The following is a 16106-nucleotide window of genomic DNA, read 5'->3' as shown; positions in this document are numbered from 1 at the left end:
CCTTCCACCGCAGGACACCCTCGGCTAAGGTGCGCGGCTTCCTCTACTTTCTTCGTTCAAAGGCCCTGCATGACCGAACAGAACACCAACCCGCTGCACGGCGTGACCCTGGAGCAGATCCTTAACACGCTGGTTCAACACTACGAATGGTCAGGGCTGGCCGAGCGCATCGACATTCGCTGCTTCAAGAGCGATCCGAGTATCAAGTCGAGCCTGACCTTCCTGCGCAAAACCCCGTGGGCCCGTGAGAAAGTCGAAAAACTCTACGTGAAGTTGATGCGCACCAAACGTCCGCTCTAAGGAATATAGATGCCCGCCGAGCCGACTCGACTGTCGCCCGTCATGAGCCGTTTTGCCCAATCGGCCGCCGTGCTGGGCTGGCTGGGATTGAGCATTCAGCTGTACCTGGTGTTTTACGGCCGCTGGAGTGTCAGCGCCAGCCAGCTGGGTGGGCTGGTGAGTTACTTCAGTTACTTTACGGTCCTGACCAATACGCTGGTGGCGACGGTGCTGACCTGCGCGGTGACTTCACGCGAGTCGAAGGGCCGTACGTTTTTTTTACAGCCGTGGGTCAGCAGCGGGATTGCCGTGAGCATTACCCTGGTCGGCCTGGCGTACAGCCTGTTGTTGCGGCATTTGTGGCATCCGCAGGGCTGGCAGTTCATCGCCGACGAGTTGTTGCATGACATCATGCCGCTGCTGTTTCTGTTCTATTGGTGGCGGTGCGTACCCAAGGGCACCTTGCGCCTTGGGCACATCGGTTTGTGGGCGATTTACCCGGTGCTGTATTTCGCTTTTACCTTGCTGCGCGGGCACTCGCTGGGGCTTTACCCGTATCCCTTCATTGATGTCGAAAAACTCGGTTATCCCCAGGTGTTCATCAATGCCAGCGGGATATTGCTGGGGTTTGTGCTGATTGCGCTGGTGGTGGTCGGGCTGGATCGGTGGCGCGGGACGGCGGCAGGCCGAGTGGGCATAGATTCAAAGTGAACATCAAATGTGGTGAGGGGGCTTGCCCCCGTTGGGTTGCGAAGCGACCCCCAAACCATTCACTCGGGTTGTATCAGGCAGACCATATTGGTTGAATTACGACGGCTTCGCCGCCGAACGGGGGCAAGCCCCCTCGCCACAGGTGTGCGTCGTTTACTCTTCGTCGCTGTCGTCGAGTTTCCAGTAGCCCACGGCTTTCACCTGGTCCTGACTCAAACCCTTCTCGTCCAGCAGCACGCGGCGGATCTGTCGTGAGACTTTGGACTCTGTCGCGATCCACGCATACAACTCGCCGCTCGGCATTGGCAGGTGTTTATTGCTGGGGTTTGTGCTGATTGCGCTGGATCGGTGGCGCGGGACTGCGGCAGGCCGAGTGGGCATAGATTCAAAGTGAATATCAAATGTGGTGAGGGGGCTTGCCCCCGTTGGGTTGCGAAGCGACCCCCAAACCATTCACCCGGGTTGTATCAGGCAGACCATATTGGTTGAATTACGACGGCTTCGCCGCCGAACGGGAGCAAGCCCCCTCGCCACAGGTGTCCGTCATTACTCTTCGTCGCTGTCGTCGAGTTTCCAGTAGCCCACGGCTTTCACCTGGTCCTGACTCAAACCCTTCTCGTCCAGCAGCACCCGGCGGATCTGTCGTGAGGCTTTGGACTCTGTCGCGATCCACGCATACAACTCGCCGCTCGGCATTGGCAGGTGTTTATTGCTGGGGTTTGTGCTGATTGCGCTGGATCGGTGGCGCGGGACGGCGGCAGGCCGAGTGGGCATAGATTCAAAGTGAACATCAAATGTGGTGAGGGGGCTTGCCCCCGTTGGGTTGCGAAGCGACCCCCAAACCATTCACTCGGGTTGTATCAGGCAGACCATATTGGTTGAATTACGACGGCTTCGCCGCCGAACGGGGGCAAGCCCCCTCGCCACAGGTGTTTGTCGCTTACTCTTCGTCGCTGTCGTCGAGTTTCCAGTAGCCGACGGCTTTCACCTGGTCCTGACTCAAGCCCTTCTCGTCCAGCAGCACGCGGCGGATCTGTCGTGAGACTTTGGACTCTGTCGCGATCCACGCATACAACTCGCCGCTTGGCATTGGCAGTTGTTGCACGGTGCTCAGCAGGTGGTTTTTACCGGCTTCGCGCAAGACCCAGATCACCTTGACCTCTGCCTGGCTTTCGAGGACTTGCTGTTCGGCACCGTTCTCGATTTCCACCACCACCAGCGCGCGACGGTTGGCCGCCAGGCCTTCGAGGCGGCGGGCGATGGCGGGCAGGGCGGTCTCGTCGCCGATCAACAGATAACTGTCGAAGATGTCCGGCACGACCATCGAACCCCGTGGCCCACCGATGTGCAGAAACTGGCCGGGTGTGGCCTGAGCCGCCCAGGTCGCGGCGGGGCCATCGCCGTGCAATACAAAGTCGATGTCCAGTTCCAGCGTGTCCAAATCGTAACGACGGGGCGTGTAGTCACGCATCGCCGGCAATGGCCCGTTGTCCTTGCCGGCGCCCAGCACCAGGGTTTCCAGCGCAGCGAGTTCCGCGGCGGTTTGCGGGAAAAACAGCTTTACGTGGTCGTCGGTTCCGAGGCTGACGAAGCCGGCCAGTTCCGCTCCGCCGAGGGTGATCCGGCGCATGCGCGGGGTCAGGTCGACCACCCGCAGCACTTCCAGGCGACGGCGTTTGAGTTCGTGGCTGACGCGGTGAATGGTTTGCACAATGACTTCAGTCATTCGGCCTTCTCCTGAACAGATTGAACGACAGGGCCATCGACGATGGCTTTGGCGGTGTTGTTGAGCAGGTCACGCACTCGCAGGATTTCTTCCGGGCTCCAGCGGCCGTGATGCATTTGCAAGGCATGCCGCAGGTTGTGCACCGCTTCGTGGATCTCGGCCGGGCGGTCTTGCCCGCGCAACGAACGTTTGCTGACCTCGATGCGCATGCGCACGCCGTCCAGCGCAATCGCTTGCTCGCTTAATGACAGACGACCGGCGTCGGTGATGCTGTAGCGTTTTTTTCCACCCTCGGCATCGCCGAGGATCATTTCGCTTTCTTCAAGGAAGGTCAGGGTCGGGTAGATCACGCCGGGGCTGGGGCTGTAGGCGCCATCGAACATGCTTTCGATCTGGCGGATCAGGTCATAACCATGGCACGGCTGCTCGGCGATCAGCGCCAGCAACAGCAGTTTCAGATCGCCGGGGGCGAAAACCCGGGGGCCGCGTCCACCGCGTTCGCGGCCGGGGGCAGGGCGTTTTTCGAAGCCGTCGCGGCCGTCTGTGTGCTCGCGGTGGGAATGATGGTCTCTCATTTTTTCGTCTTCTCTCGTCGTGTTTAGATACAACTTAAGATATATCTTATGGCTTGCGCAAGCGTTCTGGACCAACGGTCGCCATCCTGTCGGCCTTGGGCGGCGCTTAAAGAGCACGGGCAATGAATGATGAGTTGATTGCTTTTCTAGAGTAATTAAACTAATTATAAAGTTAATCTGCTGATCGTTAACCGAGCGTCGGAAGTTAAGTAGTACCGGTCTTACAGAAGTTGGGTTGGTTCTTGTCTGTGTGCTTTTTTAGTTAGAGCTGTGTGTAGTATTTCTCTGAGAGTAAAGAAGTGCTGTTAGTACTTTTTTGACTTTTATCCTGCTGCTCGAAAGTCGTTGTTACTACCTGAGCTTAGGAAGTTGCGTACTTACTTTCTCAACGGATTTGGCGATCATTCTCCGGCGTCGAAAGTTAAGAGAAATCGCCATCGTTGTATTGAGTGGTATTCGCATTTCAAGACTTTTCTCGGCCCAATCCTTTGAAATAAACAGGTACTTAATAATGTTCAAGAAGTTTGCAGTCGCCGTTCCGATGACCCTCCTGGCCCTCAGCTCTTCGATGGCGTTCGCTGCGGAACAAGCGCGTTCGTCCATCAACATCAGCGCTTTTATCCCTACCGAAGTATTCCACGCCCAGCCAGTGAATCCTGACTTCGGTAAAGATGAAAAAATGTCCTACGACTTGATAAGCGAGCGCTTGAGCCCGCTCCGTGCGGCTTACGATATCCGCCACACCCTCGGTTCGGTCCATGCGTATGTGGAAGGTGGTCCGCAACCCCTGTACAACGGCAACAACAACATCCCGATGACCTACACCTTCAACGGCGTAGTCTTGGGCGGTCTTCCTAAAGAAGTGGTCGGCGATACCGAATCCAACGCGGGCATGCGGGCTGATCTGGTGATTACCGCCTCCGCGCCTGTCAGCTTTCAGAAAGGTCTTTACACGGCCAATCCAGTCGTGATCTTCGATGCCGTTCCGCGCATCTAAGTCAGCCATGACTTAAGGCTCGGCCTTATTCGTTAACACTTACCGGTCGATGGGTAATCACTGCCTGTCGATCGGGTTTCAACGCACTTATCTTCAGAGTATTTCGTTCATGTTCCCGATGACTCCCATCGCGACGGCGCTTGCCCTATGTTTTTGTGCAACCGCCCTGGCCGCGCCAGCGGACAACGGCCACACACCTCGAAGTTTGCTTGCGCAAGCCAAGGGTTTACCGAGCGAGTTCGAAGAGCACTTCTTTGATGTGCCGCTGGCGGTGCGCGTGGAACTTGATCAACAGTTTCTCGGTGAGGCGATGGTCGTGTTGACCCGCGACGATCGAATCACCCTGGTTGACTTCAATGATGTCGGCGACAGCACAATCAAGCCCAGCGAACGCGACACCTGGGCCCACTATCTGAAACAAGGCGTGGCGCTGGGCGCCTGCCAAACCAACTGCCCCGAACAACTGTTGGCCGTGCACTACAGCCTCGAAAACTCGCTGGTGTCGATTCTCACGGAGAATGCCGAACGGGACGATCAAGTGCAGCAGTATTACAACCTGCCCGAAGGCGGCAGCACTGGCTTGATCGTGCGCAACCAGTTGAACCTCAATGGTGGCCAGAACCAGGACCTCGGGGGTCGTTACGGTCTGGAAGCCAGTAGCAGCCTGGGCAACTGGACCCAAGCGGTCAATATGCAGCTGTCGCGCCTGGGCGGTGTCGACAACCAGACCTTTTACGCGGTGCATGAGCTTTTCACCCAGCGTGAATTGCAGGGCAACTTTCTGCGCCTGGGCTATTTCACGCCCACCTCCGAAGGCCTGACCCGTCAGCCGCGTACGTTTGGCGCGAGCCCCGATGTCGCATTGGGCGTCATGTATGGCAGCTCCGACAGCCTGGCCATCAATAATCCGAAACCGGCGGTTTATCCGATCTATGTCACGGCCAATCGACTGGGCTCTGTGGAAATTTACCGTGACGGATTGCTGATCAACACTCAGGCAGTCCCGGCAGGGTTGCAGACCCTCGATACGCGTCCGCTGCCCGGCGGGATTTATGAAGTGGAAGTGCGCCTGATCGAAGACGGCCAGATCACCTCCAGCACGCTGGAGCTGGTCTACAAGCCGAGCAATTGGCGCAATCATGACGAGCGCTGGCGCTACAACCTGTTCGCCGGTCGCGAATCCAAATTGCTCAGCAACTGGGAACAGCAGGCCGCTGGCGACATGACCGCCGGTGCCGCATTCAACTTCCTGTGGCACCCGCGTGTGATCCTCGGCCTGACAGGGCGGCAGGTGCGCGACTCGCTGCAATATGGCACGTCGGTTGACTGGACGATCGTCAACAACGCCAGCCTTTTCGCCAACGTCTACAGAACCGAAGACTACGGCACCGGCCTCGATGTGCAGGGACTGTATTCCTATGGCAGCGGCAGCCTCGTCGCCAGCCATAACCGCAGCTGGCTCGACACCACTCGGCTATATGACACCCTGCCGGACGGCACGCGCGTGCGGCAGCGCAACCTCTTTATCGGTCAGACCAGCAACTCTTCCTTATCGTTGAATCATCGACTCACCAGTAAAAGTTCGGTCAATGCCCGGGTGTCCCACAGCGAGGGCAACACCGAAGGCGTCGGCCTGGATCTGGGATGGAACCAACGCACTCAACTGTTCGGCAGCGATGCCAACTGGCGCCTGTCGTTGTTCGACCGTCCGGGCAGTTTCAGCTCGGGCAATGACCGCAATCGCGGCCTCGACCTGAGTGTGAACATCGCGCTGGGCGGCCCGGGAGAGCAGTGGTCCGGCAGCATCGGCACCCGCACCGATCGCGATGGTGGGCGCGATAACAATGCCTCGCTGACCTACCGCAAAGACTTGCAGGATCACCTGTTGCAGAGCGTCTCGGCCACGGCGATCACCGACACCTATGGCATCGGTTTGAACGCGATGGCGTCGATGCAATCGGACCTGGTCAACGGTGACGGGTTTATCCAGCGCTCGTCGTTCAACAACGACCTCACCGGCGGTTTGAACCTGGACAGCACCGTGGCCGTTGGCGGAAAAAAAATGGTCATGACCAGCCAATACCACCGCAGTGGTGCGGGCATGATCATCGATGTCGAATCGGACATCGACGGCATTACCCTGCGCGCCGACGATTTGAGCGGTGGCAGTGCGGTGCTCAAACCGGGGCGCAATTTTGTGCCGATCACGGCTTACAAAAGCAGCTCGGTCAGTTTTGATTTCGAGGGCACCGACGTCCCCGCCGCGACCATTCAACCGGCCCGTTCCAGCTATCACCTGAACAAGGGCGGCGTGGGCTATCGGCAGATTCGCGTGATGCAAACCCTCACCGTGCTCGGTCGCCTGATCGACCCCCAGGGCAATCCACTCAAGGGCCATCACATCATCAACCACGCCAGCCGTGGGGTCAGCGAAGTGGACGGTTTCTTCTCGATGGAAATGAACGCCGGTTCACCGACCCTCGAAGTGCGTCATGGCAATCAGTTGCTGTGTCAGTTCCGGCTGGACCCGAGCCGTGGGCGAACTGAAAACAATGTGTTGATGATCGGGGATTTGCGCTGCACGCCGGACACGCTGGCGGACGTTGGCGATGCCGTGCAGAGCGCCGGTTGATGAAGGCCGCTCAATGTCTGGAGTTCACAAAATGATGAGTTTATTGACTGTGCCATGGCGCACGGCAAGAACGTGTTTCATCGCGGCCTGCCTGGTTGTCACGCCGTTGCAGGCGGGAGCGGTGGTTAAACAGATCACTGCCACTTTCAACCCAGACCCGAGCAATCCGCAGAAAAACGAATTCAGGAATACGACGCGTAATGAAGGATTCTGCATTAGTCAATCAGCCACCTGTAAGGCTCACAATATTTTCAGTCTGCGCTCACATATGGCAGGTGTTGAGTCCATCGCCCCCATCCAGCCCAACCATCCAGACGTACGACAGGGCGCGATGATCAAGACGCCAGCCGCGTGGCGTTCATTAATGGTCACCAACCGTGAAACGGGCGAAGTGACCACAGTAGAAGTTCGTATTGCAGGGATGGGCGCTGTTTATCATCTTAGCGACGATGTGAGGGAGATCACGGGCGAGTCGAATTTGTTCTTTTCCCATCGGGTGTTGTGGGCAACCGATCATTGGCAACTTGCGCCCAGTCCCTGCATGGCAATCGGACCTATTAGCCATCACGGCTTCACGGGCTTCGAATTTTTCTGGCTGACCCCTACAGAAGCGGTGTGTGCCAAACAGGCCAAATTTCTTATTCCCGGTTTCAGTTATCGGTATCTGGATTTCACCTACGAACTGCGTACGCCGGATCCGCTGAAGATGTCCTCGGGTGTCTACCAGGGCACGCAGGTCTACACCATTGGTCCCGGTGGCGACTTCGATCTGGGGGATGTCGTCGTGGCGTCGGACAACATCATTCAGCTCGACTTCACCCTGACAGTCGAACACACCCTCAAAGTCGAGATTCCGCCGGGCGGCAACCGGATTGAACTGGTGCCGCAAGGTGGCTGGCAAGCCTGGTTGCAACAGGGCCGCAAACCCACGCGTCTGTCCCGCGACCAGACTTTCAATATCACGGCCAGTTCGCGCTTCAAGATGAATCTGGAGTGTGAATACACCCAGGATGGCAAGACCTGTTCATTGCGAGAGCCGGTGACCGGTCATGTCGTACCGCTGAACGTCAGCGTCAGTCTTCCCCATGGCTTGACCGATGCGGGCGGACAGTCTGTCAGTCGTCGGCAGTTACTGCGTGATGGCAGTACTACCAAAATGTTCCAGCCGGGTTTTTATGTCGACCGTAAACCGGGAACCCTGCATTTCGAGATTCCTTCAAGCGAAGTGGCAGAGATGATTCGTCCCGGATCACAACGGCAGTACTCGGGAAGCGTGACGGTTATCTGGGATTCAGAAGTTTAGTGCGTCGCGCCATTGCAGCATTCATTCAACGAGGGACAGGACGATGAAACACCTGGTGGCATTATTTGGTTTTTGCTTATTTACCCAAACGGCTCATGCCGGCCCGAGCATCAATGTCGGGACGGTGTATGACTATCTGGACGGGGACAAAAGTACTTACTTGAAACGCGTGTTCAACGGGGGTGACAGCACCGCGTTCGTCAAGGTCAATATTCTCGAAATTATTTATGACGCCGATGGCAGCGCACGGGAAGAGCCGCTCAAAACCCAGGCCGACGCCACCGCGCGTGATGGTTTGATGGCCAGCCCGGCCCGATTGATCGTGCCGGCCAATGGCATGCAGGGCACGCGCCTGTTGTATATGGGCGAGCGTGAGAAAGAACGGTATTTCCGGGTGCGTTTCGTACCGGTGGTTCCGGAGAAGGAAGACGAGTTCGCCGTCTCCAGCGAAGAACGTGAAGATTACAAGAAAGGCCTGTCCGCCGGGGTCAATGTGCTGGCCGGGTACGGCACGGTATTTTTCGTGCGCCCCAAGGAAACCCGCTTCGACAGCGCGATCGAGAACGACGCGCGCAACTACCGGATTCGCAACAACGGCAACAGCGTGGTGGTGATCGATGAGTTCAAGGACTGCGCGGTGAAAAACGAGCAGGACTGCCAGCCGACGACCAAGCATCACATCCTCGGGGGCCGGACCTTTCAGTTCGAGAAACAGGCCGGTCGCGAATACCGCTTCACTCTGGTTGAAGGCGAGAACAGCAAAACACTCGACGTGAAGGGATAACGCCATGTTCAAGAAACCGTTCCTGGTGTTTTCGTCCGCCGCTTTCGTCTTGGCCAGTGCTTCGGCCTTCGCCGCTCGGGAGGTTCATCAGTTTGAAGTGTCGGTCTCTGTTCCTTCCCTGGGGTTTTATGTGATTCCCGCTGATTCAGGCTGGATTCATCAGGAGCAACAACTGCCTTGGAACCTGTCGGCCTCGAAGCTGGGCAGTTTGCGCAAGTATTTCGACGTGAAGAACGAAGCGGGCTCGATCAACGCGCGGCTTGAAGGCCGGCCGTATCTGTCGAACGGCACCGATGCGCATGACATTAACTTGCGCGTGTCGTTTAACGGAAAGTTGTTGAGCGAGCAGGAGAGCAGCGAAGTGGTTTCTTTGACTGACGCCGCTCTCGGCAAACGCGTATTGCTCGAAGTAGTGCCGATGCCACCCACCGATGGGGTGTACAAGCCCGGCAATTATTTTGGCAGCGTCAACATGATTTTCAATGCGGTGTTGGCGGGTGCTTGAGGCCGGACAAGATCGCCCATTGCACGAGACGATCCCGCCACGCGACCACAAGCGTTAGAACAAAAAGAAGTGCCGATACTTATGTCTTTGAGTGCAGTCCTTTAACCGTTTTTGCAGGGAGTTTGTGAGCCATGAAGGTAATAAGGGCATTGAAGCCTGCGAAGGCATCGATGGTTGCCGGTGTGTTGTTGGCAGTACTGACTACACCGGTGGTAGCGGTGACCGTGGAAATGAGCGCAATGTTCCGGCCTGATCCGGCAAAGCCGATGCAAAATGCTTTCGAAAACACCACACCACAAGGCGGTTATTGTGGCGATCATCCGTCTTTTTGCGAAAACGGGGTCTTCAGCATCGCCTTGCCGATTCGTTTCAGGTCTGTCGCGGCCATTCAGCCGTTGCATGACGAACGCCGGGGCCCCATGTTCCGGGTTCCCTCCTCCTGGAAGGAGGTTACGGTCATCAATGACAGTACCGGTGAACCCGAGACGGTTAAAATGCGCATCAACGGGATAGGGGCGGCCTATACGATCAAAGCGCCTCTTACACCCGGTGTCTGGCAGAGTGGCTGGGTATATGCTCCGCCACCCTGTGTTTATGGCGGAGTGGGTTATGGTCATGCCTTGTACTACGCTTTTTTTTGGCGAGTGCCGGCTAATGCAGGTGTTTGCTCGAAACAAGCACAGCAGCTGATTCCTGAGTCACTCCAGTTTGCCTATCAGGAGGCAAGTTTCTCCTATGAACTGGTGACACCCGATCCGCTAAAGATGTCGGCCGGCACTTACCGGGGTGTATTGAACTATACCGTCGGGCCTCATAAAGACTTCGACATGGGCGACATCTTGTTGCCCGATGATGATTTGATAACCCTTAACTTCACCCTGACGGTCGAACATACGCTCAAGGTCGAGATTCCACCGGGCGGCAATCGCGTTGAACTGGTGCCACCGGGCGGCTGGCAGGCCTGGCTGACTCAGGGGCGCAAGCCAACGCGGCTGTTCCGTGATCAGACGTTCAATATTTCGGCGTCGAGTCGTGTCAAGATGCTCGTGCAGTGCCAGATTACGGGGCTGTTCGATTGCATGATTCGTGATCCGGTTTCACAACGCGCAGCCACGGTGCAGCTCAGTGTCAGCCTGCCCAACGGCTTGACGGACGTCAGCGGGCAACCGGTCAAACGTCGTCCGTTGCACGTGGGCGAGGTGAATGCGCAAGCATTCAAACCCGGGTTTTATGTGGATCGGGCTCCAGGTGTTTTGCACTTCGAGATTGCACGCTATTACGTGGACTACATGTTGAAACCCGGCGAAGCGGCCAACTATTCCGGGAGTATCACGGTGATCTGGGACTCCGAAGTGGGATAACCGTGAGGCGTGAACCGGTTTGCCTGTAAAGCCCTGAAAGCGGGTCTGCGAGCCTTCAGGGCGGGTTACCTCTACACGGCCTTGCGCAACGCCTCGCGCGTCAACCGCCTGCTCAGCTGCTTCTCCTCGTAGCCGATGTCGTTCAACAACCTGCCATAGGCCTCATCAGTCATGTCCTCATTGGTGAGTACCACGCTGTCGTCGACGTTAAATTGCCGGGCGAGGTCCTGGACACGCTGTTTGAGTGCCCGTCGTTGAGCAATCTGCATGCCTTCGGAACGGGCCCAGGCGTGTTGAGCTTCGCGCAACTCATCCAGCAGGTCGGTCTTGTTTTCGTACAGTCGGGCATTGCGCCTGAATTCGATCGGGTAGGTGTTGCGCAGGTAATTCTCCCAGAACGGCTGTTCGAGCATGTCGTTGATCAAGCCATCGCCGGCTTCCATCGACATCACTGTGTTGAAGGCCGTGTCGAGGTTTTTTGCGCTCACGCCAGCCACTCGTCGATGCAACATGATCGCCGATTGCCACGGCAAATCGAGGCGTTGAGCCAGACCGCTTTCATAGGCGAGGTACACCTCAACCTCATCGGGATTACCCGGCCGGCTGCCGAAATCGGCACGTGCAATGTCATCCACCCGTGCGAGACGAGCGGCGCCTTTGGCCAGGTTGACCAGTCGGCTTTCAAGGGCCGCGCCTGACGTCGACAAGGCATAGGCTTCGGACGCGAGCACCTTGATGCCCATATGGTTGAACACCTGTGCCCCTGCATCAGCGCAGGTGGTAGGCGCTGTCGCCATCTCGAACAGTTCCTTGCGCAACTCGCTGTCCAGGTCGATGGCCTCGATCATTCGCCATACCCGGCTGCTGAGCTGTTTGCGCCATTCATCGCCGGCCCGGTAATCGGCCGAGCGGGTCTGCTTCTGGATCAGCGAGAAAAATCCTTCAGAACCCGGTTCGGTCATCAAGTCGTGCCAGGCTTCTTGCCGGAAGGTGCCCAGCCCGGTCGCCCTCGTGCTCCACCAATGGGAGTCGTCGGACATTGGCCAGAACTCGATGGCTTGCGCAGCCGCTGCGGAATAGGGGCGATCGGGGCTTATTCCAACCGATTTTCGATAGTCCTTGTAAGCAATGCGGATGGCATCCGGGAGGGACGTAGTGAACAGTCGCGTGCGCGCCACGATGCGGGCGTCTTCGGACCCGGCAATGACGACCGGTATTTCGGCGAGCGGGTTTTCCATCAGGTCCAGGAAAAAACCTCGCGGGCGCAGCTTCTTGAACAGGCCTTCAGGCCAGGCCGTTGCGCCGGTGTTGCTCAAACTGAGGATTTTCAGTTTAGGCATGCGTTCCACGTTCGGCAGCATTCCCAAGTGAGGATTGTCGTCGAGCCTGAGTGTTTCCATGTGGGTCAGGTTTCGCACCTGCTCGACCGCGGATGGCGTCAACGTGATGTTGTTGTCCATCAGTCTCAAGGTCCGCAGGTAGTGCATGTTGCCCACGCTTTCGGGGAGTTTCGTCAACTCGCAGCTTCGCGCACTAAATTGCCGAAGATGCGGAAAGTCTTTCAACAGGCCGGAGGAATTTACGGAGAAGTTACTGCGATCCAGGTTCAAGGTTGTGACCTGATCGAGGTAGTGTTTGATATCCGGCAGTTCTTTCCACCAGCGGTCGAGGTCAAGAACATCGAACTCTGTTGACAGATCCAGCGCATAGCCACCGTCGACGGTGATACTGCGTTCGCCGAAGACAGTGGGTTTTCTTTTAAAACAATCGACGAGCCGTTCGGAAATGTGTAGCCCGCCGCCGCGCACGAACCCTTGTCGATCCGGCCCCCACGTATCGGGTTGCCGATATCGCCAGCGATGGAGCAGCACGCGAAGATCATCCAGTTCGCGGTCCAGTCGTGTCAGTGTCTGATGCCCTTGCTCTTGCGAGCCCAGGGATCGAACAAAGGTATTGACCTCCCTGTCGTTGAAGTGGGGGTAGATGTCCTGCACCCGTTCGTCGAGCGTGGCAGCGGTGGTGGAAAAGCCGGGACCGCGCAACAGCAGCATGTCTTCATGGTCAGCCAACGGACGGATCGGCGGTGCGGCGAGCGCTGTGCGGCGTTCGGCAGGCGTCTCGGTCTTGACCATCACCCATTGCTTGAAAAATGCACCCTGGCCAGGCCGATAACCCAATTGCGTTTGTTGGTTTTCCGGCAAGGCCTTGAGCACGGCTTCGAAAAAGTCAGCGGCTTCATGCAGTTTGTGGTTTTCAGTGTCCCAGACTTCGAATCGGTTCACGTCATCCTTGACCAGTATCCGGACCGTCGACGCGTCCTGCGCACCCACACTGCCACGCAGTGGTCCGGCATCGCCGCCTTCGCGAACCTCGATGCGCAATTGCGCGAACGTATCGGTATGAATCCTGAGCGCATTCAGCACCAGGCTTTCGGTTTCGGGCACCCACTGCGCCCCATCGTGAAAGCCTTCGTACGCATGGTTGGTCCGGGCTTCGAAGGCCGCTTCACGCGCGCGGATCTTGAGGCTCAACGGTAGGCGTTGCTCCTGAGTCATGCGCACGAGGTCTGCACCCTCGCTACTGTTCAACAACGTCTGTGCCGCTCGGGACGGCAGCTCTGGAAATGCCTGGCGAATGAGCCGGACCTGCGGATCGTCGGACTCTTCTGCCCCCTGATACAGCTGATTGACGATATCGGCGTTCAGCCGATTCGCTTCGTCCGCCAGACGATTACGCAGCGCTTGCACCTGTTCGTTGTTGGCGGTTGGCCCACCGAGCACGGCTTGCAGCTGTTCTTCGCTGAGGAACTCGACAAGGTTTGGCGCAAACCGGTCGCTCAGGAGATAGGACCGACTAGTGGAAAGGGTCTGCTCGTCAGTCGCTTCGGTATTGCCGTACTGGCTGAAACGGCCCGACATATCGGGGTTTTCATAGACCCTCAGGGCTTTATCCGAAGGCCAGCCGTCCAGGTAAGTCGCCAGCGGTTCAAACCAGTAAGACGATGGGTCCAGAGACCGGCCTGTTCGAATCCGCTGAATGGTTTGCCGGGTCTGGCGCTGGATGTTCAAGCGTTTGAGGCTGTCGTCCAGTAACGGTGGCGGGGCCGTGTTGTCGACGTACATCCGACGCAAGGCAGCGTCGTCGGTACCACTGGCGATGCGAACTTGCTCCAGCTCTGCGTCGCTGAAAGCGTCCACGGAGTGGCCGAGACGACGCATCAGTGTCGGGCTTGCCCACGCGCGTGGATTTTCGCCTTCGTGGGTCCAGGCACCGAGACTGTTGTGTTTCAACTGCGGTGAATAGGTGTTGGAACGGTGTGGATGCCTGACGCGATAGCTACCCGTTTTCGGGTCTTGCTGCACGGCGTAATGTTTTTCATCCAGCGGCAGAATGTCCTGGCCTTCGTGGGAGTGGATACCCAACGCGTCAGGCCTGGAGTTGGCCGGTAACGTGTAGTCCGGCAGTTCGTAAGGTTTGAGATCGGGGTGCCACAGGCGGGGCTGGCCGTTGGGCAGTTCCACTGGTTTCATGCCTTCGATCAACGGCGAGAGCTTCAAGCGAGCGAACTGGCCAATCTGCACGCCCGCCGCAAAGGCCGCCAGCTGAATGACGTCGGTCACCACGCCTACGATATGCTCGGCGGCTTCGATCCACAGGCCTTCGGTCAGGTCCACGACAAACTCGATGACGTCGCTGGCAATCTGGTAAGCGGTGTAGGCCATCATCAATTCGCCCAGGCCCGGGACGAAGGGGATGGCGATCATCAGCGCGACGTTGAAGAGGTCCGAGACTATTTTTTTGAAATTGTCCCACCAGGCCCAACGGGCGTTGCGATCGGTGTCGGCGGTGGACACGGCAATGTGTCGGGCGTCATTGAGGATCTTGTTCAGTTTTTGCTGGTAAAGGTACTCCCAGAATTCGCCGGTGATCGGTGCGGCACTGAATTGCAGATTGGGCTTGGTGACCGGGACTTCCTGCCAGCTGGGACTCTGGTCCAGCGGTTCTTTCTGATGCCATTTCACCTCGAACAGGCGTTGTTGCAACCCGCCGAAAAAATGCCCGCGCTGTTGCTGATCGACGAACCGACTGAAGTACTGCTGGTAAGTCATTCCTGTGGACGATATGACGTCGTTGTCGCGCAGTTGGCGAGTCAGTTCATTCATGAACGCGACGGTTGACGGGTACTCTTTCAGTGGATGCTCAGGGTCCTGCGGGACGTAAGCGATCACTGGCGTAACGTCGCGGATTTTTTGTTCCGGGCGCGGTGTAATCAACACGATTCCGGTCAGGAGGCTGTCCAGGATGGACAGTTCAGCGAACTGCATCACCCGGCCTTTGCGGGTGAGGTTGCGTTGGCCATCGAGCATCATCAGGATCAGGTCGCGGGCATCGGCGTCGATGTCGCCGGTCATCACCGCCTGTTGCGCAGCCGCTTTAAAGGCGGCTTTTTCGCTCTCGACAATGTTGAGCTTCAAAAAGCCCTGTGCGAGGCCGTCACTGGGCAGCAACTGTTCTTCGAGGTATTGGGTATAGCGCGCGCCAATGTCCAGTTCGCGGCACAGGGCCTGGAACTGGGCGATGGAGATTTTGCGTTTGATCGCCAGGATGTCGAAGTGCCCGCGAGCATCGGGCTGGCTGATGAAGTCGGAGTCTGGCTCACAGGTTTCAGTACGCGCGAAGTTGTGTAAGGCGGCGTCCAGCAGCGAAACGGTTCGGGTGACTACGCCGCCGGATGTGTTGATGACATACCAAGGGCGCTCCTTGGGTAGATAGAGGTGCAAGTAAGTGGTTCTGATATTGGCATTGACGCCGAACTGTTTTATCAGTGCATGGGTGAGTAGGGGTTCTGCGAACTCATAAATATCTTGTAACTTATCAATAAACCGGTCCACCTTGTTTTGAGCGGACCAGAGTTTAAGGTTGGCCTCTTGTAACAGCGTGTGATCGAAGTCTGTGGCTGTGGTTATCCATTGCGCAGCCCGTGTTTTTGTGAGGCTAAGCTCCCGAACCCTTTGCAATGAAGTGTTCTTGAACGCGGGGTGGATCCGGCTCTTGATGAAGTCGTAATGGCGACCTTTATTATCACTTGCCTCCAGTGACTGGCGAGCAGAGATACTTCCTTGTAAGTCAGACATGCTTTTAATAAACCTTGAGTCATTATCGGGAGTATCAGCCTAACGCCCGGGGCTCAAAGTAAAAGTCTGAAATTCAACTGTTAAACAGGTGTTCGCGC

The 16106-nt window shown here is 57.3% G+C and carries 11 protein-coding genes and 2 pseudogenes; 8 read left to right on the top strand and 5 right to left on the bottom strand.

What is annotated here, in order from left to right:
* Positions 1–69: 69 nt before the first annotated feature.
* Positions 70–300 carry a VF530 family protein gene (locus tag AC3WK5_RS07950; RefSeq protein WP_019693422.1) on the top strand — a complete coding sequence of 77 codons (231 nt, stop codon included), beginning with the start codon at positions 70–72 and terminating at the stop codon, positions 298–300.
* Positions 301–309: 9 nt separating this feature from the next.
* A complete protein-coding gene (locus tag AC3WK5_RS07945; RefSeq protein ID WP_103320066.1) occupies positions 310–990 on the top strand; it encodes a Pr6Pr family membrane protein in 681 nt (226 codons plus the stop codon).
* 153 nt (positions 991–1143) lie between these two features.
* Here AC3WK5_RS07945 and AC3WK5_RS07940 read toward each other — a convergent pair.
* The 4 genes and pseudogenes from AC3WK5_RS07940 to AC3WK5_RS07925 all read right to left on the bottom strand — a co-directional run.
* Positions 1144–1305: pseudogene (locus tag AC3WK5_RS07940) on the bottom strand (SIP domain-containing protein); the annotation flags it as partial.
* A 231-nt stretch (positions 1306–1536) separates the two neighbouring features.
* Positions 1537–1698, bottom strand: a pseudogene (locus tag AC3WK5_RS07935) (SIP domain-containing protein); the annotation flags it as partial.
* A 232-nt stretch (positions 1699–1930) separates the two neighbouring features.
* Complete coding sequence (locus tag AC3WK5_RS07930) at positions 1931–2716, bottom strand: siderophore-interacting protein (RefSeq protein WP_103320068.1); 786 nt, start codon at positions 2714–2716, stop codon at positions 1931–1933.
* On the bottom strand, positions 2713–3291 hold the full coding sequence (locus tag AC3WK5_RS07925; RefSeq protein WP_103320070.1) for a PadR family transcriptional regulator: 579 nt from the start codon (positions 3289–3291) through the stop codon (positions 2713–2715). Before AC3WK5_RS07925 ends, AC3WK5_RS07930 begins: the two co-directional genes overlap by 4 nt.
* A gap of 511 nt (positions 3292–3802) precedes the next feature.
* On the opposite strand from AC3WK5_RS07925, the gene AC3WK5_RS07920 reads away from it, so the two are divergent.
* The 6 genes from AC3WK5_RS07920 (at position 3803) to AC3WK5_RS07895 (ending at position 10873) form a co-directional block, all read left to right on the top strand.
* A complete protein-coding gene (locus AC3WK5_RS07920; RefSeq protein WP_103320072.1) occupies positions 3803–4288 on the top strand; it encodes a CS1 type fimbrial major subunit in 486 nt (161 codons plus the stop codon).
* 109 nt (positions 4289–4397) lie between these two features.
* On the top strand, positions 4398–6920 hold the full coding sequence (locus AC3WK5_RS07915; RefSeq protein ID WP_103320090.1) for a CS1-pili formation C-terminal domain-containing protein: 2523 nt from the start codon (positions 4398–4400) through the stop codon (positions 6918–6920).
* Positions 6921–6951: 31 nt separating this feature from the next.
* Positions 6952–8223: a hypothetical protein gene (locus tag AC3WK5_RS07910; protein ID WP_371919155.1), complete on the top strand. Its 1272-nt coding sequence runs from the start codon at positions 6952–6954 to the stop codon at positions 8221–8223.
* A gap of 43 nt (positions 8224–8266) precedes the next feature.
* Positions 8267–9007, top strand: a complete 741-nt coding sequence (locus AC3WK5_RS07905) for a pilus assembly protein (RefSeq protein ID WP_103320074.1) — start codon at positions 8267–8269, stop codon at positions 9005–9007.
* Between the two features lie 4 nt (positions 9008–9011).
* Positions 9012–9512: a CS1 type fimbrial major subunit gene (locus AC3WK5_RS07900; protein ID WP_103320076.1), complete on the top strand. Its 501-nt coding sequence runs from the start codon at positions 9012–9014 to the stop codon at positions 9510–9512.
* A 131-nt stretch (positions 9513–9643) separates the two neighbouring features.
* On the top strand, positions 9644–10873 hold the full coding sequence (locus AC3WK5_RS07895; RefSeq protein ID WP_103320078.1) for a hypothetical protein: 1230 nt from the start codon (positions 9644–9646) through the stop codon (positions 10871–10873).
* Positions 10874–10944: 71 nt separating this feature from the next.
* Here AC3WK5_RS07895 and AC3WK5_RS07890 read toward each other — a convergent pair whose 3' ends face one another.
* Positions 10945–16008, bottom strand: coding sequence for an NEL-type E3 ubiquitin ligase domain-containing protein (locus tag AC3WK5_RS07890; RefSeq protein ID WP_103320080.1), 5064 nt, complete (start codon positions 16006–16008; stop codon positions 10945–10947).
* Positions 16009–16106: the final 98 nt, after the last annotated feature.

The organism is Pseudomonas sp. FW306-02-D09B (assembly GCF_058782685.1).
Note: the sequence above shows the minus strand (reverse complement) of the source record. Positions and strands in the feature narration are given on the sequence as shown.

Excerpts from the sequence above, each read along its gene's own strand:
- AC3WK5_RS07950 (WP_019693422.1), top strand. The coding sequence starts at position 70 with ATGACCGAACAGAACACCAACCCGCTGCACGGCGTGACCCTGGAGCAG.
- AC3WK5_RS07945 (WP_103320066.1), top strand. The coding sequence starts at position 310 with ATGCCCGCCGAGCCGACTCGACTGTCGCCCGTCATGAGCCGTTTTGCC.
- AC3WK5_RS07930 (WP_103320068.1), bottom strand. The coding sequence starts at position 2,716 with ATGACTGAAGTCATTGTGCAAACCATTCACCGCGTCAGCCACGAACTC.
- AC3WK5_RS07925 (WP_103320070.1), bottom strand. The coding sequence starts at position 3,291 with ATGAGAGACCATCATTCCCACCGCGAGCACACAGACGGCCGCGACGGC.
- AC3WK5_RS07920 (WP_103320072.1), top strand. The coding sequence starts at position 3,803 with ATGTTCAAGAAGTTTGCAGTCGCCGTTCCGATGACCCTCCTGGCCCTC.
- AC3WK5_RS07915 (WP_103320090.1), top strand. The coding sequence starts at position 4,398 with ATGTTCCCGATGACTCCCATCGCGACGGCGCTTGCCCTATGTTTTTGT.
- AC3WK5_RS07910 (WP_371919155.1), top strand. The coding sequence starts at position 6,952 with ATGATGAGTTTATTGACTGTGCCATGGCGCACGGCAAGAACGTGTTTC.
- AC3WK5_RS07905 (WP_103320074.1), top strand. The coding sequence starts at position 8,267 with ATGAAACACCTGGTGGCATTATTTGGTTTTTGCTTATTTACCCAAACG.
- AC3WK5_RS07900 (WP_103320076.1), top strand. The coding sequence starts at position 9,012 with ATGTTCAAGAAACCGTTCCTGGTGTTTTCGTCCGCCGCTTTCGTCTTG.
- AC3WK5_RS07895 (WP_103320078.1), top strand. The coding sequence starts at position 9,644 with ATGAAGGTAATAAGGGCATTGAAGCCTGCGAAGGCATCGATGGTTGCC.
- AC3WK5_RS07890 (WP_103320080.1), bottom strand. The coding sequence starts at position 16,008 with ATGTCTGACTTACAAGGAAGTATCTCTGCTCGCCAGTCACTGGAGGCA.